This window comes from Bacillus cereus group sp. BfR-BA-01356, assembly GCF_022663635.1.
In the GTDB taxonomy this organism is placed as follows: domain Bacteria; phylum Bacillota; class Bacilli; order Bacillales; family Bacillaceae_G; genus Bacillus_A; species Bacillus_A cereus.
Window position 1 is genome coordinate 106,674 of sequence record NZ_JAKUFX010000003.1, and the last position, 22,193, is coordinate 128,866.

Below are 22,193 nucleotides of genomic sequence, written 5' to 3' on the forward strand. Positions count from 1 at the left end.
CTGTTATTTATATTGTAATAATATACATGCCGGAATCATATTGAATAGATGTATTTTATTGTTAATTTAGTTAAAAATTAATCAGACTTATGTATAATAATTTATTGAAAAAATAATTGAATTTTTCAGATTAATGAATTAATATAAGGTAAGTAATTTTAAGATTTATAGAATATTGGAAGATGAAAGGTTTTGAGAATTTTATTAGGAGCACAAAACGATTTTAGGATAGCTTTAAAGCTAGTGTAAAATGACGTTTGCTTCATCATTTTCAGGGCCGAAAGGAATTAGAGGAAAGCATCTTGTGTTAAAATGCGGCTATGAATCATCTAAGAGGGGGAAGTGAAGTGGCAAACAAAGAATTGAAAAGAGGTTTAGAAGCACGTCATATTCAAATGATTGCTTTAGGCGGAACGATTGGTGTTGGTTTGTTTATGGGGTCAGCCAGCACAATTAAATGGACAGGTCCGTCAGTAATGCTTGCTTATGCAATTGCAGGTATTTTCATCTTCTTCATCATGCGTGCCATGGGAGAAATGTTGTATATGGAGCCAAGTACAGGCTCATTTGCGACATTCGGTCATAAGTATATTCATCCACTAGCTGGTTATATGACAGCGTGGAGTAACTGGTTCCAGTGGGTTATCGTTGGGATGTCAGAAATTATCGCGGTTGGAGCGTATATGCAATATTGGTTCCCAGATTTACCAGCTTGGATACCAGGTATAATTGCAATGGTTATTCTTGGTGCAGCTAATTTAATTTCTGTTAAGTCATTTGGTGAATTTGAATTTTGGTTTGCGATGATTAAAATCGTTACGATTCTATTAATGATTATTGCAGGATTTGGCCTTATTTTCTTTGGAATTGGTAACGGCGGAGAAGCGGTTGGCATATCTAATCTTTGGTCAAATGGCGGTTTCTTTACAGGTGGTTTCTCAGGATTCTTCTTTGCTTTATCACTTGTAGTTGGTGCATACCAAGGTGTGGAATTAATCGGTATTACTGCTGGTGAAGCGAAGAATCCAAAGAAGACACTTACAAGAGCGATTCAAAGTACAATTTGGCGTATCTTAATTTTCTATATTGGTGCTATTTTCGTTATTGTAACTGTGTATCCGTGGGATCAATTAAGTACAATTGGTAGTCCGTTCGTAGCAACTTTTGCGAAAGTTGGTATTACGGCAGCTGCTGGACTTATTAACTTCGTTGTAATTACAGCAGCAATGTCTGGTTGTAATAGTGGTATTTATAGTGCTGGTCGTATGCTTTATACGTTAGGTGTAAATGGACAAGCACCGAAATATTTCACGAAACTTTCTGGAAATGGTGTACCTTTATTTGGTACAGTTGGCGTAATTATCGGTCTGGCGGTTGGTGTTGTTTTAAGTTACATCGCACCGAAAAACTTATTCGTATATGTATATAGTGCGAGTGTACTTCCTGGAATGGTACCATGGTTTGTCATTTTAATTAGTCAAATTAATTTTAGAAAAGAAAAGGGAGCAGAGATGAAAGATCATCCGTTCAAAATGCCATTTGCTCCTGTTACAAACTATTTAACAATTGCCTTTTTAATTATGGTATTAATCGGAATGTGGTTTAACGATGATACTCGTATTTCATTAGTTGTAGGTATTATTTTCTTAGCTATCGTTACAATTAGTTTCTATGCTTTCGGAATAGGAAAGCGAGCTCCGTTAGACGTTCAAAATAATAAAGAGATTTCAAGTAAATAAAGAAAAGGCTGTTCATCTGGAACAGCCTTTTCTTATTGTTGTTATTTGTCGATAAATCGATATAATTTGATTTATGATAGATATATTTGAAAAATCGTTGATATATTGTACGTTATGATAGATATATTTGAAAAATCGTTGATATATTGTACGTTATGATAGATATATTCGAAAAATCGTTAATATAACTTCACATACTATCTGTCACTATCATGATTAAAATTTCTCTAATACGATTTTCCCAATGGTGTGCCCGCTTTCAAGTAGTGCATGTACTTTCATTAAGTTTTCAGCGTTAATCGGTGTTAATGTTTCATTTTTATGTAAGCTGTACTGATAGTCTAGAAGGAGTTTATTTCTAAAAAGAAGAATTTTTTACTGTATTACTTTATCCCAAACTAAATGTAAAGGTGGATACATAATGACAGTAAAGAAACTTTATTTCATCCCAGCAGGTCGTTGTATGTTGGATCATTCGTCTCTTAACAGTACGTTAACACCGGGAAAATTATTAAACTTGCCGGTATGGTGTTATCTTTTGGAGACAGAAGAAGGTCCTATTTTAGTAGATACAGGTATGCCAGAAAGTGCAGTTAATAATGAAGGGCTTTTTAACGGTACATTTGTTGAAGGACAGATTTTACCGAAAATGACTGAAGAAGATAGAATCGTGAATATATTAAAGCGTGTAGGGTATGAGCCGGACGACCTTTTATATATTATTAGTTCTCACTTACATTTCGATCATGCAGGAGGAAACGGTGCTTTTACAAATACACCGATTATTGTGCAGCGAACGGAATATGAGGCAGCACTTCATAGAGAAGAATATATGAAAGAATGTATATTACCGCATTTGAACTATAAAATTATTGAAGGGGATTATGAAGTGGTACCAGGTGTTCAATTATTGTATACGCCAGGTCATTCTCCAGGCCATCAGTCGCTATTCATTGAGACGGAGAAATCCGGTCCTGTATTATTAACGATTGATGCATCGTACACGAAAGAGAATTTTGAAGATGAAGTGCCGTTCGCGGGATTTGATCCAGAATTAGCTTTATCTTCAATTAAACGTTTAAAAGGAGTTGTGGCGAAAGAGAAACCAATTGTTTTCTTTGGTCATGATATAGAGCAGGAAAAGGGTTGTAGAGTGTTCCCTGAGTATATATAGTGCAAAAAGTCATGAGTTCGCGTGCTCATGACTTTTTCGTTTAAATAATTTTTTTAAATAAATTATAAACTTTTTTTGAACTATCTTCGTTTAACTGATAGTACGTAAGGTTTACATCATCAGGAGTATCTTGCTGAGCAATCATCACTTCGCTGCTGTGATGATCAACTATCCATATGAAATATTTTTTATAAGTTCCATCCTCGAAAGTAATCCACATATCACAATCTATTAAATCTGATCCTTCTTCATCCAATGTTAATTTGCCTTTTTTTGCGGTATTCATACTGTTAATAAATGTTTTTAATTCATCTGTTTTTGTGAGAAAGATATCCTGTTTTGTTTTAATTGATTCGACATGTATATCTTTTATTTCCTGTTTACCTAAAAAAACAGGAGGCTCATTTGGATCTCGCGAGCTTGAAATAATAGTAGCTTTCTTTTTCGGTTTATTTGCAGTATAGAGATCTTGAATAGATTTTCCCGAGTTTATAAACCATACAATTCCACAAATAATCAATACACTACCTAGCAATAAAATAATTTTTTTAATAGGATTTTCTCCTCTCTATTACTTCGTGTGAAGAGCTTTTCTATTAATATATGATAGGTAAGCGTAAAGTATTATAGTTGAACTTGGTTATGCTTCACAGTTTTTATCGGGCGATCTATGAGTAAATTGTAAGTGAGCCCAATTAATACGAAAATGCCACCGATAACTTTACCAATTGAGAGTTCATTTGTTAGGAAGAAATCAATAATAGTCCCCGCAAATAATTGTCCGATAAAGATGAGTAATGTTAAATAAAAGGCTGATATTTTAGGAGTAATATAGTTGGATAATGAAATAACGATAACGCCTACTAATCCGCCTAAGTATACGGCGATAGGAATAGATTGCAATTTATGAATAGGGATATACAATGAATCTGAACTGAAAATTAAAAATAACATAGAGAAAAATAATCCAGTAATATAATTGAAAAACGTGCCTTCCCAGTTTCCAATTTCCTTTGCTAAATTCGCGTTAATAATTCTAGCAACGACGATAGAAACACCAGCTAAAATAGCGATAGTAATATATAACATATTTTTGCCCCCATTAATATATTGTCATGATAATAATCCCAGAAGAGATAAATACTAATCCAACTAGTTTTTTCTTTTCAAACTTTGCAACTTTCATTCCTAATAAGCCGAAATGATCGATAATGATGGAAGCAATGGATTGGCCGAGTAAACTTAATGCGATCGTAATAGAGGCACCAAGGACGGAGAAACTTATATTATTAAAAAGAACAGTGAATACTCCAATCGCTCCAGCGCTATATAAAAAAAGCGGAATACCTTTATCGAAATGAATTTTATGTTTGTTTAAGATTAAAACGAAAATAACTGCAATTAAACCGACAAGGTGAATGACCACGCTTGCTGTATACTTGCCAATTAACTCAGATAAAATCCCATTCAATGGAAGCATAACGGCGATGAGCACACCAATAAAGACAGAAAGAAAGTTATACAATGCAATATCCCCTTTGTATTTCATATTTGTAATGACTGTATCATGCTGAAATTGTGTATTACTATGACATATGTCATAGTGGAAGAAGAAAATTTTGATTACAATGGGGATGAGTTGTAAAGGTGGGGGACTATGAAGAAAGTATGTAATTCTATTAAATTAGCAGAGTATATGAAGAAAAATAATATTGATTCATTTTTTAGTCATGATATGAAGCCATATATGGAACTTATATTTTTTAAAAAGAATGAGTTTATTTGTAGAGAAAATGAAGAGATAGATTATTTATATTTCTTTGTTGAAGGAAAAGCGAAAGCGTTTAACACATTAAGTAACGGGAAATCCGTATTACTGTGTTTTTATGATAGTTTGCAGTTACTTGGAGATGTGGAGTTAATTCATTCCCAAAGGATAACTTCAAATGTACAAGTAATGGCAGATTCATATTGTGTTGCTTTACCATTAGGAAAAGTGAGAAATCAGCTATTTCATGATGCGAAATTTTTAAGATGTATTTGTGGATCGTTAGCACATAAGTTAAATCGACTTTCAAAAAATAGTACAATTAATTTATTGTATCCGCTTGAAAATAGACTTGCGAGTTACATGTTAGCAGCAGGGGAACGAGCAGTTCAGCATGAAAATAGAATTGTATTTAGTGGGAATTTAACGGAAATAGCGGAATTGTTAGGAACGAGCTATCGGCATTTGTTGCGAACATTAAATATTTTTTGTGATAAAGAGATAATAAAGAAGAACGATGGATGCTATGAAGTAGTAAACGTGGATGTTTTGAGAGAATTGGCAGCAGATGTTTATAAATAGGAGGAGAGTATAAATGATAACACCTATATTTAGAATTTTTGATATTGAAAAAGCAAAACTATTTTACTTAGGTTTTTTAGGATTTAAACTGGATTGGGAACATCGGTATGAGGAAAATATGCCATTATATTTGCAAATTTCGTTACAGGATGCTGTGATACATTTATCAGAACATCATGGTGATGCCTCACCAGGTGGTGCGATTCGGATCAAAATAGATGATGTAAAGGATTATCATTCTGTATTATTAAGTAAAGAATATGCTTATTCGAAGCCGAATATAGAAAAAACACCTTGGGGTACAATTGAATTAACTGTAATTGATCCGTTTTCAAATAGAATTACACTGTACGAGGAAAAATTGTAGAAATGGAATGAAGAGTAGTTCATAGAGCAGTGAACTGCTCTTTTTTATTTTGAGTAGATATTGAATCATATAAAAAGAAAATGTTATGATTACGGAAACGTATGAATATATGAACAAGTATTCATACGTTTAAGAAGAGGAGGGATTAGAATGAAAGATCTAATTATTATTGGGGCGGGTCAAGCTGGATTAACAATGGGATATTACTTGAAGCAAGAAGGGTATAATTTTTTATTACTTGAGGCAGGAAAACGAGTTGGTGATTCATGGAGAAATCGATATGATTCTTTGCAGCTTTTTACCCCAAGGTCTTACAGTAGCTTGCCGGGTATGGCGTTAATAGGTGAAAAAAATGAATTTCCATATAAAGATGAAATTGCAACTTATTTAGAAAAATATGCAAGACATTTTCAATTACCGGTACAATTACAAACGGAAGTTCTAAAAATAAAGAAAGAAAAAGAAATATTTGAATTATATACTCCTACAGAAATTTTACAAACGAAAAAAGTTATTATCGCAACAGGTGGTTTTCAGCAACCGTTTATTCCCTCAGTTTCAGCAAATCTATCATCACATGTTTTTCAAATACATTCATCACAATATAAATCACCATCACAAATTCCTAAGGGAAAAGTACTAGTAGTAGGTGGTGGGAATTCAGGGATGCAAATAGCAGTAGAACTTGCAAAAACGCATGAAGTTATGATGTCTATCAGTCATCCTTTAACGTTTTTACCGTTACATTTTTTTAGAAAAAGTATTTTTAATTGGTTAGAAAAATTGGGTGTATTGTATGCTGAAGTTAGTACCAAGAGGGGGAAATGGTTTCAGAAGAGAAAAGATCCTATTTTTGGATTTGAAGGTAAGGAACTCATTCGTAATGGAGCAATACAACTACAGGAAAAAGTAGTAAGTGCATCAGAAAATAACATTATGTTTCAGAACGGTGAAACATATAGTGCAGAAAGTATTATATGGTCAACAGGCTTTATTCAGAATTATAACTGGATTGAAATTGAAAAGGCAGTGAATGAGAATGGACTTCCCAATCATGTGAAGGGGATAAGTCCAGTAGGAGGATTGTATTATATCGGTTTACCGTGGCAGTCTCAAAGAGGTTCCGCACTTATTTGTGGTGTAGGAAAGGATGCAGCGTATGTACTTTCTGAAATCAAAAAAATAGATCAGTAGCGATAACTACTGATCATCCATATGTACATGAATTAGGAGAGGTCAAACATTTATTAACTTTATTATAATAGATTTTCATAGAATTAAAAACTGAAAATTCAAATTTCATGTTGAGAAAGTTTTTTGTATCGAAATATATGAAAAAATAGGGATTTTTATTAAAACAGAAAAAGATATTTCTATTTTAGTAAATTATGATATAGTCTAAATAATCGTGTTTTTCCATAAATGTAATTATTTTCATTTTAGTTTTGTTTATATGAGGGAAGGAGAAGTAATTATGAAGTTTGATGATCAACGCTTACTAGGAGTACGATTAGGTTCTGTGCTTGTGACAGAGGAAAATCAATATTTAGTAATTAAGAAAAAAGATCATTATGCACTATTAAATATACATAATTTAGAATGCACACATGTTGAAGTGCAGTTAGAACATTTGGAAGAAATGTTGCGGGAAGATTTCCAAGAAAGTATAACGGAGATTATCGCACCAGAACATATAAAAATTGTTGCGAAAAATGTTATATAAATAAAGAAGCTGGAAGGAACAGCTTCTTTATTTTCATTATAAGGATAACGTTTTTACAACCTCACCAATGATCCCTTCCATTTGATGAACACCTAAATCGGAATTAGTCATAATAACAGCACCATTCCCGCAGTATGGATAACAAACCATCATACATTGAAATCCAACGCCCCATCCAAGTGAATATATTTGTAAGTCTTCATTTGAATCATCTAGAAAAACACCTAGTCCAGTCCATTTTGAGCAACCTTGAGGAGAAATCATGTCTAGTACTAATTTTTGAGAAAGTTTTAGTTTGCCCTTTCCTTGTAAGGAATGAATGATTTCAATAACTAAAGCTGATAAGTCAGTGGAATAAAGCAAATGAAAGTTAGTAAGGGGGAACATTCATGGAATTCTGGATGGTTATACTGATAGTAGCCGTTGGTTTCATTTATATCGCTGAAAAATTAGCTACAATTGAAAAGAAAAATGATGCGCGTTTAAAGAGAATTGAAGATAGATTACAATTAATTACGAAAGAAATGGGAATTATAGAAAGAGAACCTGAAATTAATAAAGAACTACGCCAGCTTGTAGAAGAAGGCAAAAAAGTTACAGCAGTTAAGAGAGTAAGAGAAGCTTTTGGGTTTTCTTTACTAGAAGCGAAGCAATATGTTGATAAATTATAAAAAAGATCATCCATTTGGGTGATCTTTTTCACTGCACCATGCGTGTATTTACATAAGCCGCGATTATAAAGTGTCCAATTAGAATGATAGGAATAACGATTGTGACATTAGGCGTAGTGAAGACACTACCGATTGTCGCAATGACACCAGCAATTAAATTATAAAGACCTACTATTTTTGATAGTTTCACTTTATCAGGCACGCGGCGTTCGTTGAATCCTGATAAGAGCCAAGTGTACTGCTTTACTCCGATGAAATAAGCTAGTGCAAATGAAATGATTGCTACTATAAATAATGTTGGTGAAGCGAAGAGAGTCATTGCAAATACCTCCGTTAATGGGCTATAAATAAATTATAGTCTGAATGTTATAATTTAACAAAATGCAATTTTGATTTTAAGTTTAATAGAAAAATAGAGTATTTGTGATAAGGGGAGATTAGGTATGAATATTGTGGAATTCCAGAGATATGTATCAAATTTTAGTAAAGAAAAAGGGTTTCAAGATACAACAATTGAAGAGCGTACGATATATACGATGGCGGAATTAGGTGAATTAGCGGAAGTCATATTAAAGCGTGATACAATACAAGATGCCAAAAGAGAAATCGGTTTAGAAATGTTTGATGTAATTTGGAATATATGTGATTTAGCGAATAAATTAAATATTGATTTAGAGAAGGCGTTTGAAGAAAAAATGAAAATTAATAAAAAGCGCGAATGGTAAGTAGAATTTTAATTTGTAAAGATGGGTGATATGAATGAAAAAGAAGCTTATTATAGGAGGAATCTTTACTTTAATTAGTGTAATAAGTGTTGTCGTTTACTTAGTTTTTCAAGGCATATTCATTCCGAATCAAATAAGTGCTGATAAGTATGAAATAAAAGGTGTAGATGTCGCATCGTATCAAGGGGATATAGATTGGAGAGAGTTGGAAAAGCAAAATATGAAGTTTGCGTTTATAAAGGCGACTGAAGGAAGTTCGTTTGTGGATGAGTACTTTTCGAAAAATTGGAGGAATGCGAATAAGACAGATATGCGCATCGGAGCGTATCATTTTTTTAGTTTCGATAGTAAGGGTGAAACACAAGCAGAGCAATTTATACGAACTGTTCCAAAATATAAACAAGCACTGCCACCCGTGATTGATGTTGAGTTTTACGCTAACAAAAAAGATAATCGCCCTAAGCGTGAAGATGTTACGAAAGAGTTGTCGGTTATGATTGAAATGCTAGAAAAACATTACGGTAAGAAAGTAATATTGTATGCAACGCAAGAGGCGTATGATTTATATATAAAGGATGCGTATCCAAAATGTGATATATGGATTCGTAGTGTTCTTACAAAAACGAGTTTATCTGATGAGAGAAAATGGACGTTTTGGCAATACACGAACCGCGGGAGATTAAGCGGTTATAATGGAAAAGAAAAGCATATTGATTTGAATGTATTTTATGGGAATGAGGAAGAGTTTGAGAATTATGGAATGAAAGATTAAGTTTTAAAGCGTACAAAATTTTGTATGCTTTTTTGTTAATTACATAAAAATATGCAAATGAAGATGGAACAAACATTTGAGATGAATTGTCTAATATAGGTAATAACTATTTAGCTTGAAAGAAAGGGTTGATAACATGAAAAAGAATACGTTGTTAAAAGTAGGATTATGTGTAAGTTTACTAGGAACAACTCAATTTGTTAGCACGATTTCTTCTGCACAAGCATCACAAAAGGTAGAGCAAACAGTAATCAAAAATGAGACGGGAACCATTTCAATATCTCAGTTAAACAAGAATGTATGGGTTCATACGGAGTTAGGTTATTTTAATGGAGAAGCAGTTCCTTCGAACGGTCTAGTTCTTAATACTGCTAAAGGACTAGTGCTTGTTGATTCTTCTTGGGATGACAAATTAACGAAGGAACTAATAGAAATGGTAGAAAAGAAATTTCAGAAGCGCGTAACGGATGTCATTATTACACATGCGCACGCCGATCGAATTGGCGGAATAAAAACGTTGAAAGAAAGAGGAATTAAAGCACATAGTACAGCATTAACCGCAGAACTAGCAAAGAAAAGTGGATATGAAGAGCCACTTGGAGATTTACAAACAGTTACGAATTTGAAGTTTGGCAATACAAAAGTAGAAACGTTCTATCCAGGGAAAGGACATACAGAAGATAATATTGTTGTTTGGTTGCCGCAATATAAAATTTTAGCTGGAGGCTGTTTAGTAAAATCTGCGGAAGCTAAAAATTTAGGAAATGTTGCGGATGCGTACGTAAATGAATGGTCCACATCGATTGAGAATATGCTGAAGCGATATGGAAATATAAATTCGGTAGTACCTGGTCACGGGGAAGTAGGAGACAAGGGATTACTTTTACATACATTGGATTTATTAAAATAAGAAATTGTAGAAATACAAAAGAAAGGAGAAATAATTTTCTCCTCTCTTTCTTCTAACTATATTTAAATGCTGAATCTGTCGATTACGTCAGCATATATTACTGAGATTTTAATTCCAAGTATACAAATACTAGTACTGTCATAATTGCAATAACAACGTAAGTAGCATCAAGCATTATAAGTGTTTTTAAAGTTTCAGTCATCGTAATTCACCCCTGTTATAAAAATATAACATGATCTTTTTATTGATTAGATAAGAGATCATAAAGATAAAATGTATATGAAATTTCTTAAGTAGCTTCTATATAAATATATCATATAAATAATGTAAGTAATGTAAGTAATGTTAAGATAATGTAAATGTATTGTAAATAAAAAGGTTTACAATAAAGACTTTAATAAAAAATGATAGTTCCTTAAAATGACAAATACGCTCTTCTTTCTATTGAATGATAGAAAGAAGAGCGTATTTGTATGTCTATTTTCATATGTGATGAATTGCAATTATTTGTATAAGGGATTCAAAAAAATTTTTTCGTTGTATATATTTCTCCAAATTAATTATTTAGCTATTTAAAAGTATCGAAAGATGTGTGCACACTAATGTATATTTTTTGGATGTCAATAAAAGTATTATGTCAACAATATGGACTGTCACAAATCTTTATATATTATTGTGATTGATATCACATCACTTTTTTTCAATGGGTATTATGCTTAAGGTGTAATGAATGATTGGAGAGGGTGGGATGATATGTTTTGTTATCAATGTGAACAAACGCCAACAGGCGGATGTAAAGTAATGGGTGTGTGCGGCAAGAATGAAACGATTGCGAGTTTACAAGATACGATTGTGTTTGGGCTAAAAGGAATTGCAGCTTATCGCACACATGCTGCTCAGCTAGGGTATACGGATGCATTTGTAGATGCTACAACACAAGAAGCTTTATATATGACATTAACAAATTCTAACTTTAACGAACAAGAGCATATTGATATGGCTATGAAAGTGGGGAAATCAGCTCTACGGGTGATGGAATTATTAGATGAGGCACATACGAATCATTTTGGTGTGCCAGAACCTGTACAAATTACACAAAATCGTGTAGAAGGTAAAGCAATTGTAGTTACGGGCCATAATTTATTTGCATTAGAAGAACTATTAAAGCAAACAGAAGGAAAAGACATTAATATTTATACACATTCTGAAATGCTACCAGCACACGGATATCCGCAGCTGAAAAAATATAAACATTTAAAAGGAAACATCGGCAAGGCATGGTATGATCAAAGACGCCTTTTTGAAAAATTTACTGGTGCCATATTAGCTACAACGAACTGTGTTATGCCAATTAAAGGATCGTACTCTGATCGATTCTTTTCATATGATATTGCAGGTTTAGAAGGTGTACAAAAAATTGAAAATGATGATTTTACACCATTGATTCAAAAAGCACTAGAACTTCCAGAAGTACATATGGAGTCGGATGAACAGTTAGTAACAGGGTTTCATCATAATACAGTATTATCATTAGCTCAAGAAATTATTGATGCAGTAAAAGAGGGGAAAATAAAGCGTTTCTTTGTTATCGCCGGTTGTGATGCACCGGGAAAAGGCGGAGAATATTATCGTGAATTAGCAACGTCACTTCCGCCAGAAACGGTTATTTTAACAACTTCTTGCGGGAAATTCCGCTTTAATGATGTAGATTACGGTGTTGTACCTGGTACCGAGATTCCGCGCTACATCGACTTAGGACAATGTAATAATTCCATTTCTACAGTGAAAATAGCGGCTGCATTAGCTGATGCTTTCCAATGTGAAGTGAATGAATTGCCAGTAAGTATTGTGCTATCATGGTTTGAACAAAAAGCGGTTGCCATTTTACTCGGGCTATTTAGTCTTGGGATTCAAGATATTCGCATCGGTCCAAAGGCTCCTGAATTTATTTCACCTGGCGTGCTTGATGTATTACAAGAAACATTTGGTTTAAAACTAATTACAAATGCAGCAGAAGACATGGCTATGATGTTATCGTAACGGAAAAGATTCATTTACTTTTGAACGTGATCAAAATGGACAAGTTACGAAAGTGAAAGACCATGTCAATGGTGTAGAACGCACGAAAACATACGATAAGGCTGACCGTGTCACAAGTGCAACAGATAGCCGAGGCGGAAAAGTTGACTGGGCATATCACGACAAAGCAAACAGTAACGCAAGGTGGATACACAAATAAAGTATCGTATGACTACAACACGCTAGATCAAAACATTCGTGTAACAGACGGTTCTCAAACGTATCGATTTGATTATGATGATTAAGGAAACGTTCGTACGTATACAGCTGGTAATGGTTCAGGTTCGACGTTTAACTATGACCACGCGAACAAAATTAAAGACCTAGTAGTAGGTACATCCAACAGTATTCTTCTTTCTGAACGATATGAATATGATCAAGCGGGTAACCGTACGAAGATTAAACATGAAGGTGCGGGCGGAAAAGTAACAGAAACAAACTTTGTATATGACCCGATCAACCAACTATTAAATGAAGCATTGCCAAACGGAACAAGTAAATCATACACATATGACGGATTTGGGAACCGTACGAGTGTGAAAGTTGTAGAGAATGGAAAAGAAACAAAATCTATAGCGGCAACATTCAATGAAGGAAATCAGCTTGTAAAATTCGGAAACGAATCGTTAACGTATGATGCGAATGGAAATCGTACATCTGACGGGAAGTACAAGTATACATGGAACGAAGATGACCAGATTGTAGCGATTACAAAACAAGGTGAGAGCAATGCATTCGCAACTTATAAATATGATGAGAATAACCGTCGTATTGAAAAGAGTGTAAATGGTCAAGTAACACGTTACTTCTATGATGGAGATAGTATCAACCCATTATATGAGACGGATGGTAGTGGAAAGGTACTCCGCCAATATGTATATTCCGTAAATGGTTTACGCATGGCTATGAAATCGCAAGGACAAACGTTATACTATCACTACAACCCACGTGGTGATGTAGTCGCGATGACAGATCAAAATAGAGAAGTTGTAGCAACGTATGAATATGATTCGTGGGGTAACGTATTAAAGAGTGACGCAAAAGGTATCGCCGCAGATAATCCATTTGGATATGAGGGATACATGTATGATAAAGAAATTGGCATGTATTATCTAATTGCGAGATACTATAATCCAGAACATGGTGTGTTTTTATCGGTAGATCCAGATCCGGGTGATGAAGATGATCCGGTTACAATGAATGGATACATGTATGGGGATAATAATCCAGTCATGCTGACCGATCCAGATGGTCATTTTGCTTGGATGGCATTGAACGCAGGTTTTGCGGCTTATGATGGTTATAAAGCGTATAAAAAGAATGGCTGGAAAGCAGCTGCAGTAGCTGTTGGTGCTGGATTAGTTGGTGGGGCAGCTTATAAAGGTGCAAAATTAGCATATAACACATTTAAATATGGTACAAAGCTTAAGTTTACTAATATTACGACAAAGAAATCCAAGCCTAATTTTCAGGCGAATATAAGTCTACGCCAATTACACAATAGATTGGGAAAAGCAGGATGGAATCAAGACACATTTTACAAAAATGGTTTGCAAATTAGGAATTTCACTAAAAATGGAAGGAAAATAACTACTCGCGATGGATCTAGTGATGGTTTTAATACTGCTGATTATTATCCAAGAGGGAAGAAGAAAAAGAATAATGTTATTAAGTTTAGGTTAAAGGGAAAGGGGAAAAAGGTTGAAAAAAATAGATAGCTTATTTCAGCTTACCGAGAACGAGTATAGTTCTGTTTATACAAGGATTGCCGAGATAGTAGATATGGAAAAAAGTTTACCAGAGTATGTAGTAAGAGGTGATCTTGATAAATATGTATTGTTATTTAGTGACTATGAATTTGATGAAGATGAATTTCTTGATTCGTTAAAACAAATAGGCGAAGTTTTAGGAGAGCGTACGGCATATATATGTACAAAACAAACCTTTCAATATCGAACCTTTCTATTTTTTACTAAGAGCGGATATTATGATGAAGATGTAAAAAAGGCAGCAAAGTTTGATGTAAATATATCATCAGAAGACTATTGGGACATAATCACATGGCGGGAAGAAAAGGATGGAAAAGAGTTCGGATTATCACTGCGTGATCATTATGTACTGTATATACTATTTTCTTCTGGAAAGGTGTTATTGGTGATCGATGTTCATAATGAAGTGGCATTGTTAATTAGTGAAAAAGATATTTATAGAGAGCAGGTGATTGATTCCATGATATGGAAGACTCTTTCTGATTTTCTTATTGAAACGGAGGAGTACCATAAAGAAATTTTTCGCGATGGAGGAAAAAGGTATAGGAAAGCTTTAGTTGAAAACTATGCTGGTCTGCAATAAAGGAATGACAATGCAAATATTGAAAGTAGTAATATTTTATACATGTCGTTCTAGGATTATAAAATTAATTCATTGATAATATTCATTTTTAATGATGAGTGGAATATAAAGTTTTGTAGATTCAGTGCATCTCGAAAATTAAATAGGTAATTTTTGAGATGCACTTTTTATTTTAAATAATCTATTATTCTTAAGGCAGAGGTAGTATCCCACCGTTATATGGGATAGATGGAAATGGGACTGCCCTTCGTCAATATATGCATTTAATAAATGGTGTACGTTGAGCAATGAAATCACGAAGACAAATAGTATACTACAACTTCTTCATGGTGATGTAGTCGCGATGACAGATCAAAATAGAGAAGTTGTAGCAACGTATGAATATGATTCGTGGGGTAACGTATTAAAGAGTGACGCAAAAGGTATCGCCGCAGATAATCCATTTGGATATGAGGGATACATGTATGATAAAGAAATTGGCATGTATTATCTAATTGCGAGATACTATAATCCAGAACATGGTGTGTTTTTATCGGTAGATCCAGATCCGGGTGATGAAGATGATCCGGTTACAATGAATGGATACACGTATGGGGATAATAATCCGGTAATGAAAGTCGATCCAGATGGGCATTATGCAATTGCCTTAGCTGCTGCAGGAACTAACTTTTGGAATCCAGTTGGCTGGGTTATTGCTGGAGGGTTTGCAATTTACGGGGGGTATCAAGTATATAAGTTTGCCAAATCAAATTATAATCCTGATCCATATGCAAGGCCTGGTCAAAAGAAACAAGGAAGAGAAAATAAAGAGAAAAAAGGTTGGAAAAGTCAATCAAACAAACGAGATGGTCCTTCAAAACCTAAAAAACATACACCAGGTAAGGGGCATAGAAAATATTAGGTAGTTAGGGTGATGATATGCATATTTGGACACTGACAAATTGGCAGAAATATTATAATTTAGAAGACAAGAGCCACCGTACAGGATTAAGATTAAAGTTTGATAAAGATGTTGATCCTGAGGTAAGAAGAGCAATTAAAGAATTTTGTAAATGGTTACGACAAGAGTATTATTTCCCTATTAGAGTACCGATATATGTGAAATCTGCATGTAAAATTAAAGCGATGGATGGAGAGCTAGTCTATGGAACTTTCTTCGAGCCATTTAATCGAAATGATGAGCCATATATTCGTATTTCAACAGGTGATTATTATGAAACGTTAAAAAAAAATGGAAAAGATGATGCATTAGGATATTATCTGGTTACTATTGCTCATGAGCTGACCCATTATTTCCAATGGATTAATGATATTAATTTAACTAAAATTGGATATGAAAGGCAAGCTACTACCTATTCGGGATATATTATTGATGAATATAAAGAAACGAGAGAACACCCTTAATGTTCAAATTGAGAAAAAGGCACTCAGCGGAATCAATGATTGGAAAATTAAGAAGACTAATGAAGTAATACAATTAAAACTGAAGTGAACCCTGAAAATGGAACACCTATCAAAACACCTAAACCATCTGTTCCCTAAATTCTTTAGGGGATAGGTGGTTTGATTTTTCTTGTATTCGCACACAATTGTAGTAATGAATGTATTCTAGCACAACCTTTCGTACAGCTGTGTTGAATACTCTTGCTATCTTTTGTGAGTAGAAAGTTCCGCTTTTAAATGCGCAAAGAAGCTTTCCATGATGGCATTATCATGGGAATTTCCTTTCCGGGATATGCTGGTGATAATGCCGTTTTGTTTGGCATACGATTGAAATTCCTTCGCAGTATAAACACTTCCTTGGTCTGTGTAAAGAATGACATCTTTTACTTTTCGTCCTCTCATTGCTTGTTTTACTATCTTCATCGCTAAGGACCGATTACTGACGACATAACTTATAATTTGGCGATTAAAGGCATCCATAATCGTTGATAAATACAAAGTACGCTCTCCAAATAATAAATAAGTTACATCCGTAAATCACTTTTCATTTGGAGCTAAATGAATTTTCGGGATTTTTTAGAGGGAATTAATTTATTGCTTATGGCATGATCAAAGAAAAATGGGAATTTATTAAAAGTGAAAACAACTCATAAAAAATTTTCTAACTTCCATTCGATCTTTGATATTTTATTAAAGGATCCGAAATTAGGTATAATTAATAACGAAATATCGAATGGTTTTTTACATATTAGATGCTACATTGGGTATTTCTTTTATAAACTAAGGCATAATTTAATTGAAACTTGGCTTAGCTTTAGTAATGATATTTTTAATGTTTCTGTATAGTGAAGAGGGTAGTTGATATTTAATATCAAATTTACATTAATTAAATATCAATTTAACGAACAAAAAAACACAATTCTCTTAATCTATTTCATGAAAACAAGATACATCGGTATAAAAACACTAAAAAAAGAGGTGATTTAAATTACACTTTGGGTTGTATATAGTATTATTGTAAGCGAATGGCTAATTATAAAAGAACAACCATTACAAAAACTAGCTGTATATGAATAAGGACATATGATCAAATATATAAAACCGAGATACTCCCATTTTTTCGGTTTGGGGGCATCTCGGTTTTGCTAGCTTGATGGAAATGGGGTAGCCCCTTACAAAAAAGATTGTATTTATTTTTGTTGTAAAGCATTCTTTAGCTTACTAGCTATATGGATAGTTCAACATAAAAAAGTAGGCTGTATCCGGTTAGGGTAAAGCGGATTTTTAATTTTTTTGAAAATAAAGTTGACATCCATAACTACTTAGTCATACAATGTAGATGTAATAAGTGATACTGAATAGTTCGGATTCACAAAAACTGTTCAGTAAAAAATTCGCCTTAGTACTCTGTGATACTGAATATAAGTCAGACAGAATAGGGGGTAAAGGAGGATCAGGACATGGAAAATTTAACTGAAATGCTGAAAGGTTCACTGGAAGGGTGTGTACTGGAAATCATTAGTCGCCGTGAAACGTATGGCTATGAGATTACCCGCCACCTGAATGATCTTGGGTTTACCGAAGTTGTGGAAGGTACGGTGTATACCATCCTCGTACGATTAGAGAAGAAAAAGCTTGTGAATATTGAAAAGAAACCATCAGATATGGGACCGCCTCGTAAGTTTTATTCATTAAATGAAGAAGGCCGCCAGGAGCTTGAATTGTTTTGGGAAAAATGGGATTTTGTATCGTCAAAAATTAACGTCTTGAAGTCAAAATAGGTTCATAAGATAAAATGTTCCGGCCGATACTTTGGGAATTTCTTGTTCGGTTTTATAAAAAAGGAGGAAAATAAGATGTTAGAAATGTTCAAAAAGTTAATTGGTGATAAAAAAGAGTACAAAATGATGATGGCACGAGTTGAGGCTCTGCCAGAGGACTACCAATTTGTATTTAAGAAAATTCAAAACTACATGTGGAATTTTTCAGCGGGTAACGGGATGGATATGTTACACATACAGTATGAATTAATCGATTTGTTCGAAGCGGGTGCAGCGGAAGGAAGACAAGTGCTTGACATTACTGGGGATGACGTGGCTTCCTTTGCTGACGAACTAGTGGCAAATGCTAAAACTTACGTCTCCAAGTATCGTGAAGATTTGAATGAAAGTATTATGAAGAAATTGAGAAAAAAATAAATGGAATAAGTAGTACAGACTGATTAGCTGGTTACACATATGAATTGCCATCATAGCTATTCAGTTATATTTTTAACTCGGTACTAAGTAATACAGAATATCAGTGATACTAAATAGATAGAGGTAAATAAATAGTCTTCGCAAAACATTTTTATAGGGAGGAAAAAAGTATGAGTCATGCAGCGATTTCTGTAAAAGGCTTGAAAAAATCCTTTAAAGATAAGGAAGTTTTAAAAGGGGTAGATTTTGAGGTGCAGCGTGGAGAAATTTTCGCGCTGCTAGGCTCAAATGGAGCGGGAAAGACGACAACGGTCAACATCCTTTCGACACTCATGAAGCAAGATAGCGGTGAAGTAAGTATTTGTGGATTTGATGTACAGAGTCAACCAGATCATGTTCGTCAAAGTATCAGTTTGACAGGGCAGTTCGCAGCTTTAGACGGTATGCTGACTGGGAGGGAAAACTTGATAATGATCGCCAAATCACGTGGTGTTTCCAATCCCGCTCAAGTTGCTGACAATCTACTTGCAAGATTTAGCCTGACTGATGCGGCAAACCAAAGGGCAGATCAGTATTCAGGCGGGATGAAGCGCCGGCTTGATATCGCGATGAGTTTGATTGGGGCGCCAGCAGTTATTTTTCTTGACGAACCAACGACTGGACTTGATCCTGAAGCGCGAATCGAAGTGTGGGATACAGTCAAGGAACTTGCTGGTAGCGGTACAACTATTTTGCTTACGACTCAGTATTTGGAGGAAGCAGAACAACTGGCAGACCGTATCGCTATTTTGCATGGCGGAAAAATTATTACGACAGGTACTCTTGCTGAACTAAAAGAGATGTTCCCGCCAGCAAAAGTGGAGTATATCGAGAAGCAACCGACATTGGAAGAAATATTCCTTGCGATCATTGGAAAAAAGGAGGAGATGTAAATGAAAAGTAAAACAGGTGTATTACTAGGTCGTTTAATGCGTAACATTATGCGCAGTCCGGATACAATTATTACAGTGGCGATTACACCGATTATGATGATGCTATTATTTGTCTACGTGTTTGGCGGCGCAATAAAAACTGGAACGGAAAACTACGTTAATTATTTATTGCCGGGAATTTTGCTAATGGCTATCGCATCCGGTGTAGCTTACACTTCCGTTCGACTATTTACGGATGTAAAGAGTGGGCTGATGGCACGTTTCATTACGATGCCTATTAAGCGCTCATCGATATTGTGGGCTCACGTTCTAACCTCTCTGGTTGCTAATGTACTTACTATCGTGGTGGTTATTCTTGTTGCACTCTTAATGGGTTTCCGTTCCAGTGCTAATATTCTAGATTGGCTCGCGGTAGCTGGGATACTTGGGATGTTTACGCTGGCGCTAACATGGCTAGCTATCATTCCAGGATTGAAAGCGAGGTCTATGGAAGGGGCGACTGCTTACTCGTACCCGCTAGTTTTTCTTCCATTTATTAGTTCGGCCTTTGTGCCTACCGAAACGATGCCAAAAATTGTTGGTGCGTTTGCAGAGAATCAGCCTGTAACTTCAATCGTGAATGCGATTCGTGCTCTTTTATATGAAGGAACTGTTGGAAACGATATTTGGATTGCGCTCGCTTGGTGCGTAGGTATAATGGTCATCTCTTACTTTTTCGCCAGTAAAGCATTTAAACGTCAGTTAGGGTAAGAAACGTGATAAACGAAACCTTCAGGAATAATATATATTTAGAAAAGCACGGGAGATTTTCCGTGCTTTTATTATTTATCATGCTCTCATTGTAGTAAATGAAATGGTATTTAAAAATAGGATAATTATCCAGTGATAAAGCTTAATATTTGAGGCTCACTGCTTATGGAATGTATAAGCACACTCGTTTTTGTAAATCTGCTAATACTTCATCGGGTATTTCTTTGATTTTAATATCCTTCCCTAGAAAAAGCAGCCAATTTATTATTTCCGTCACTTCATCGGGATTGTTAACATTGATAAAAGTTTTTAAAATGGCTGTGGATTGGTAAGGATTAGTATAAGATATTGAAATTTTTAAAGGATGGTATTTTTTGAACTGGGCAATTGCTTTTGGTCCAAGTTCAAGTACCAAGTTGATTATTTCGTCCTTCTTACTTAGTTTTTCTAAAATCTTTTTCTTATTTAGCCTTTTGTTCGTCGTGTATGGTTCGATATTAATGAGATCATCGACAGGAAACATCATCTTCTTTTCTTTTTTTAAGTCAAACCCTTCAATGATCCAATGGCTTTTTTCTTGATAAAGGTGCAATAGATAAATTGGATAAGTCTTGATTTCTTCATCTTCTTTAATGGTAATCAATAAATGGTTATCCAAAAGAAGGATTTGAATGAGTTTTTCTAACATAGGATGGGGGAGATCAGAAAGCTCAAGTAGATCGGGATTATGAGGGTTAGTCCCTTGGAAAAGCAAGAGTTGATTTAAAAGAACGAGATCATCTTGCTGGGTTTCTGAGATGAGTCCTAGTAGTTTTTCGGCTAAAGATTGACGACTCTTTAGGTAGGGAAGTTGTTGATTCCTCGTAGCCATAAAGGCAATAAAAAGAGCTTTCACTTCATTATCAGTAAAGCGAACAACGGGCAGGATAGAGTTGTGCATAACAAAATATCCCCCGGTCCTCCCAACTTCAGCGACAAGTGGCATTCCCATAGCTTCAATTTCTCTAATGTCTCTAATAGCTGTCGACCGTGATATGTTAAATTCTTGTATAATTTCAGAAATTGTAAAGTGAGAGCGGTTGTTGATATACCGCATAATTGTATTAATCCGTTCAACTTTTTTCATTTTAGTCTCCTAAACAGTATCATTTTTTGATATGGTTTAAAGGTATTATAAACGTATCAGATGAAAAGATAAATCGTTTGATTAATAAAAAAAGAGGCAGGTTTTGAATATGAAAAATTATACGATAGAAGAAAAAGATAGCTTTATTGTGTTAGGTATTGGAACTGAAATTAAGAGTGAATACACAGACTTTGCTGGAATAAATAAAGAAAAGGAAGAATTTTGGTCGGCTGTTAAAGAAGATGGAAGGCTGGACACTTTAAAAGCTTTAGCTACAAATGAATACATTTTTTCCGTGAGCGAAGCGGTGAATAACAAAATGATGTATTATGCGGGTGTCATGACAGAAGCACAAATAGAAGAAGAATCTAGAGTAATCCAGTTTCCGAGGGGAGAATACTTAGTAGTGAAAGGGGAGGGCAAAACGGCTGAAGAGCTAAGTAATAAGTTGACTGGTATCGCCTTCGGTCAAGCTTTACCAGATGCAAATGAGTTTGCTTATGTTGGTGGACCAAATACGACGGTTGAGATGGGGAAAAGAAACGGCTTAGTGTTTGGTGAAATGTGGATTCCAGTTGTTAGGAAGTAAAGTGATAAAAGGTACGAATATGGGAAGTAGAGGCTAACAATCTTGGATTGTTGGCCTTTTTAACATGAATATAATATTCATATGTCTATTGTATTTTTTGCGGCAAGATTAAATAGCTTTTTTGTTACTTTACAATAAAGTATACTTAATATCAGTAATTCATGTAATTAGGGGTGGTTTCTCATGCCCATCAACTTAAAAATCTTCACTACCCCCAAGTGTAAAAAAACGTTATTCTTTCTAAAAAAGCTAGACTAGAAAGGATGACGTTTTCTTATGAATCTCTCGATTCA

Annotated in this window: 24 protein-coding genes and 3 pseudogenes; 20 read left to right on the forward strand and 7 right to left on the reverse strand. The window is 34.6% G+C overall.

All coding sequences use genetic code 11. The features are described from left to right. Window positions 1–347 precede the first annotated feature (347 nt). Both MR168_RS02395 and aiiA read left to right on the forward strand, forming a co-directional pair. A complete protein-coding gene (locus MR168_RS02395; protein WP_001284412.1) occupies window positions 348–1,739 on the forward strand; it encodes an amino acid permease in 1,392 nt (463 codons plus the stop codon). 421 nt (window positions 1,740–2,160) lie between these two features. Further along, window positions 2,161–2,913, forward strand: coding sequence for a quorum-quenching N-acyl homoserine lactonase AiiA (gene aiiA, locus MR168_RS02400; RefSeq protein WP_000216572.1), 753 nt, complete (start codon window positions 2,161–2,163; stop codon window positions 2,911–2,913). A 40-nt stretch (window positions 2,914–2,953) separates the two neighbouring features. Here the strand turns inward: aiiA and MR168_RS02405 are convergent, their stop codons facing one another. The 3 genes from MR168_RS02405 to MR168_RS02415 all read right to left on the reverse strand — a co-directional run bounded on the left by MR168_RS02405 (window position 2,954) and on the right by MR168_RS02415 (window position 4,462). Next, the gene (locus tag MR168_RS02405; protein WP_000901692.1) at window positions 2,954–3,448 is read right to left on the reverse strand and encodes a YhfM domain-containing protein; all 495 of its coding nucleotides are present in this window, start codon (window positions 3,446–3,448) and stop codon (window positions 2,954–2,956) included. Between the two features lie 89 nt (window positions 3,449–3,537). Further along, window positions 3,538–4,002, reverse strand: coding sequence for a DMT family transporter (locus tag MR168_RS02410; RefSeq protein ID WP_000965811.1), 465 nt, complete (start codon window positions 4,000–4,002; stop codon window positions 3,538–3,540). 13 nt (window positions 4,003–4,015) lie between these two features. Further along, a complete protein-coding gene (locus tag MR168_RS02415) occupies window positions 4,016–4,462 on the reverse strand; it encodes a DMT family transporter (RefSeq protein ID WP_002024519.1) in 447 nt (148 codons plus the stop codon). A gap of 108 nt (window positions 4,463–4,570) precedes the next feature. Here MR168_RS02415 and yeiL point away from each other — a divergent pair, with 108 nt between their 5' ends. The 4 genes from yeiL (at window position 4,571) to MR168_RS02435 (ending at window position 7,353) form a co-directional block, all read left to right on the forward strand. Continuing rightward, window positions 4,571–5,263, forward strand: a complete 693-nt coding sequence (yeiL, locus tag MR168_RS02420) for a transcriptional regulator YeiL (protein WP_086412737.1) — start codon at window positions 4,571–4,573, stop codon at window positions 5,261–5,263. A 13-nt stretch (window positions 5,264–5,276) separates the two neighbouring features. Next, on the forward strand, window positions 5,277–5,630 hold the full coding sequence (locus MR168_RS02425) for a glyoxalase superfamily protein (protein WP_000632403.1): 354 nt from the start codon (window positions 5,277–5,279) through the stop codon (window positions 5,628–5,630). Between the two features lie 150 nt (window positions 5,631–5,780). Next, entirely contained in the window at window positions 5,781–6,824 is a 1,044-nt protein-coding gene (locus MR168_RS02430) for a flavin-containing monooxygenase (RefSeq protein ID WP_086412736.1), read from the forward strand. A gap of 280 nt (window positions 6,825–7,104) precedes the next feature. After that, entirely contained in the window at window positions 7,105–7,353 is a 249-nt protein-coding gene (locus tag MR168_RS02435) for a hypothetical protein (RefSeq protein WP_000666948.1), read from the forward strand. A gap of 36 nt (window positions 7,354–7,389) precedes the next feature. Here the strand turns inward: MR168_RS02435 and MR168_RS02440 are convergent. Next, window positions 7,390–7,704 (reverse strand): annotated as a pseudogene (locus MR168_RS02440) (serine hydrolase domain-containing protein); the annotation flags it as partial. A gap of 38 nt (window positions 7,705–7,742) precedes the next feature. On the opposite strand from MR168_RS02440, the gene MR168_RS02445 reads away from it, so the two are divergent. After that, on the forward strand, window positions 7,743–8,024 hold the full coding sequence (locus MR168_RS02445; protein WP_000397722.1) for a hypothetical protein: 282 nt from the start codon (window positions 7,743–7,745) through the stop codon (window positions 8,022–8,024). A 28-nt stretch (window positions 8,025–8,052) separates the two neighbouring features. On the opposite strand, the gene MR168_RS02450 is transcribed toward MR168_RS02445, so the two are convergent. Further along, the gene (locus MR168_RS02450; RefSeq protein WP_086385115.1) at window positions 8,053–8,343 is read right to left on the reverse strand and encodes a DUF3784 domain-containing protein; all 291 of its coding nucleotides are present in this window, start codon (window positions 8,341–8,343) and stop codon (window positions 8,053–8,055) included. Between the two features lie 124 nt (window positions 8,344–8,467). Here MR168_RS02450 and MR168_RS02455 point away from each other — a divergent pair, with 124 nt between their 5' ends. The 8 genes and pseudogenes from MR168_RS02455 to MR168_RS02490 all read left to right on the forward strand — a co-directional run bounded on the left by MR168_RS02455 (window position 8,468) and on the right by MR168_RS02490 (window position 16,266). Continuing rightward, a complete protein-coding gene (locus MR168_RS02455) occupies window positions 8,468–8,749 on the forward strand; it encodes a MazG nucleotide pyrophosphohydrolase domain-containing protein (protein WP_001028131.1) in 282 nt (93 codons plus the stop codon). A 34-nt stretch (window positions 8,750–8,783) separates the two neighbouring features. Beyond that, entirely contained in the window at window positions 8,784–9,521 is a 738-nt protein-coding gene (locus MR168_RS02460; protein WP_086412734.1) for a glycoside hydrolase family 25 protein, read from the forward strand. Between the two features lie 136 nt (window positions 9,522–9,657). Beyond that, the gene (bla2, locus tag MR168_RS02465; RefSeq protein WP_086412733.1) at window positions 9,658–10,431 is read left to right on the forward strand and encodes a BcII family subclass B1 metallo-beta-lactamase; all 774 of its coding nucleotides are present in this window, start codon (window positions 9,658–9,660) and stop codon (window positions 10,429–10,431) included. A gap of 753 nt (window positions 10,432–11,184) precedes the next feature. Further along, entirely contained in the window at window positions 11,185–12,471 is a 1,287-nt protein-coding gene (gene hcp / locus MR168_RS02470; RefSeq protein ID WP_000458878.1) for a hydroxylamine reductase, read from the forward strand. Beyond that, a pseudogene (locus MR168_RS02475) lies at window positions 12,467–14,228 on the forward strand (RHS repeat domain-containing protein); the annotation flags it as partial. The gene hcp and the pseudogene MR168_RS02475, both read left to right, overlap by 5 nt. Then, window positions 14,212–14,862, forward strand: coding sequence for a hypothetical protein (locus MR168_RS02480; RefSeq protein ID WP_086412731.1), 651 nt, complete (start codon window positions 14,212–14,214; stop codon window positions 14,860–14,862). The pseudogene MR168_RS02475 and the gene MR168_RS02480, both read left to right, overlap by 17 nt. A 280-nt stretch (window positions 14,863–15,142) precedes the next feature. Next, a complete protein-coding gene (locus tag MR168_RS02485; protein ID WP_103597553.1) occupies window positions 15,143–15,763 on the forward strand; it encodes an RHS repeat domain-containing protein in 621 nt (206 codons plus the stop codon). Between the two features lie 17 nt (window positions 15,764–15,780). Then, window positions 15,781–16,266: a hypothetical protein gene (locus MR168_RS02490; protein ID WP_000548430.1), complete on the forward strand. Its 486-nt coding sequence runs from the start codon at window positions 15,781–15,783 to the stop codon at window positions 16,264–16,266. Window positions 16,267–16,384: 118 nt separating this feature from the next. Here the strand turns inward: MR168_RS02490 and MR168_RS02495 are convergent. Then, window positions 16,385–16,842 (reverse strand): annotated as a pseudogene (locus tag MR168_RS02495) (transposase); the annotation flags it as partial. A 923-nt stretch (window positions 16,843–17,765) separates the two neighbouring features. Here MR168_RS02495 and MR168_RS02500 point away from each other — a divergent pair. From MR168_RS02500 to MR168_RS02515, 4 genes are all read left to right on the forward strand, one after another. Further along, window positions 17,766–18,086: a PadR family transcriptional regulator gene (locus MR168_RS02500; protein WP_000429487.1), complete on the forward strand. Its 321-nt coding sequence runs from the start codon at window positions 17,766–17,768 to the stop codon at window positions 18,084–18,086. Between the two features lie 75 nt (window positions 18,087–18,161). After that, window positions 18,162–18,503, forward strand: coding sequence for a DUF1048 domain-containing protein (locus MR168_RS02505; protein ID WP_000891986.1), 342 nt, complete (start codon window positions 18,162–18,164; stop codon window positions 18,501–18,503). A gap of 170 nt (window positions 18,504–18,673) precedes the next feature. Further along, the gene (locus tag MR168_RS02510) at window positions 18,674–19,435 is read left to right on the forward strand and encodes an ABC transporter ATP-binding protein (protein WP_086412730.1); all 762 of its coding nucleotides are present in this window, start codon (window positions 18,674–18,676) and stop codon (window positions 19,433–19,435) included. After that, window positions 19,436–20,185, forward strand: a complete 750-nt coding sequence (locus tag MR168_RS02515; RefSeq protein ID WP_086412729.1) for an ABC transporter permease — start codon at window positions 19,436–19,438, stop codon at window positions 20,183–20,185. A 163-nt stretch (window positions 20,186–20,348) separates the two neighbouring features. On the opposite strand, the gene MR168_RS02520 is transcribed toward MR168_RS02515, so the two are convergent. Beyond that, complete coding sequence (locus MR168_RS02520; RefSeq protein WP_044306819.1) at window positions 20,349–21,311, reverse strand: helix-turn-helix transcriptional regulator; 963 nt, start codon at window positions 21,309–21,311, stop codon at window positions 20,349–20,351. A gap of 109 nt (window positions 21,312–21,420) precedes the next feature. On the opposite strand from MR168_RS02520, the gene MR168_RS02525 reads away from it, so the two are divergent. Continuing rightward, the gene (locus MR168_RS02525) at window positions 21,421–21,900 is read left to right on the forward strand and encodes a GyrI-like domain-containing protein (protein WP_086412755.1); all 480 of its coding nucleotides are present in this window, start codon (window positions 21,421–21,423) and stop codon (window positions 21,898–21,900) included. The last annotated feature ends 293 nt before the right edge of the window (window positions 21,901–22,193 follow it).

What these genes read in the sequence shown, in the direction of transcription:
- MR168_RS02445 (WP_000397722.1), top strand. Translation starts at nt 7,743, where the DNA reads ATGGAATTCTGGATGGTTATACTGATAGTAGCCGTTGGTTTCATTTAT.
- MR168_RS02450 (WP_086385115.1), bottom strand. Translation starts at nt 8,343, where the DNA reads ATGACTCTCTTCGCTTCACCAACATTATTTATAGTAGCAATCATTTCA.
- MR168_RS02500 (WP_000429487.1), top strand. Translation starts at nt 17,766, where the DNA reads ATGGAAAATTTAACTGAAATGCTGAAAGGTTCACTGGAAGGGTGTGTA.
- MR168_RS02515 (WP_086412729.1), top strand. Translation starts at nt 19,436, where the DNA reads ATGAAAAGTAAAACAGGTGTATTACTAGGTCGTTTAATGCGTAACATT.
- MR168_RS02455 (WP_001028131.1), top strand. Translation starts at nt 8,468, where the DNA reads ATGAATATTGTGGAATTCCAGAGATATGTATCAAATTTTAGTAAAGAA.
- bla2 (WP_086412733.1), top strand. Translation starts at nt 9,658, where the DNA reads ATGAAAAAGAATACGTTGTTAAAAGTAGGATTATGTGTAAGTTTACTA.
- MR168_RS02505 (WP_000891986.1), top strand. Translation starts at nt 18,162, where the DNA reads ATGTTAGAAATGTTCAAAAAGTTAATTGGTGATAAAAAAGAGTACAAA.
- yeiL (WP_086412737.1), top strand. Translation starts at nt 4,571, where the DNA reads ATGAAGAAAGTATGTAATTCTATTAAATTAGCAGAGTATATGAAGAAA.
- MR168_RS02425 (WP_000632403.1), top strand. Translation starts at nt 5,277, where the DNA reads ATGATAACACCTATATTTAGAATTTTTGATATTGAAAAAGCAAAACTA.
- MR168_RS02520 (WP_044306819.1), bottom strand. Translation starts at nt 21,311, where the DNA reads ATGAAAAAAGTTGAACGGATTAATACAATTATGCGGTATATCAACAAC.
- hcp (WP_000458878.1), top strand. Translation starts at nt 11,185, where the DNA reads ATGTTTTGTTATCAATGTGAACAAACGCCAACAGGCGGATGTAAAGTA.
- MR168_RS02415 (WP_002024519.1), bottom strand. Translation starts at nt 4,462, where the DNA reads ATGAAATACAAAGGGGATATTGCATTGTATAACTTTCTTTCTGTCTTT.
- MR168_RS02525 (WP_086412755.1), top strand. Translation starts at nt 21,421, where the DNA reads ATGAAAAATTATACGATAGAAGAAAAAGATAGCTTTATTGTGTTAGGT.
- aiiA (WP_000216572.1), top strand. Translation starts at nt 2,161, where the DNA reads ATGACAGTAAAGAAACTTTATTTCATCCCAGCAGGTCGTTGTATGTTG.
- MR168_RS02460 (WP_086412734.1), top strand. Translation starts at nt 8,784, where the DNA reads ATGAAAAAGAAGCTTATTATAGGAGGAATCTTTACTTTAATTAGTGTA.
- MR168_RS02435 (WP_000666948.1), top strand. Translation starts at nt 7,105, where the DNA reads ATGAAGTTTGATGATCAACGCTTACTAGGAGTACGATTAGGTTCTGTG.
- MR168_RS02410 (WP_000965811.1), bottom strand. Translation starts at nt 4,002, where the DNA reads ATGTTATATATTACTATCGCTATTTTAGCTGGTGTTTCTATCGTCGTT.
- MR168_RS02490 (WP_000548430.1), top strand. Translation starts at nt 15,781, where the DNA reads ATGCATATTTGGACACTGACAAATTGGCAGAAATATTATAATTTAGAA.
- MR168_RS02430 (WP_086412736.1), top strand. Translation starts at nt 5,781, where the DNA reads ATGAAAGATCTAATTATTATTGGGGCGGGTCAAGCTGGATTAACAATG.
- MR168_RS02510 (WP_086412730.1), top strand. Translation starts at nt 18,674, where the DNA reads ATGAGTCATGCAGCGATTTCTGTAAAAGGCTTGAAAAAATCCTTTAAA.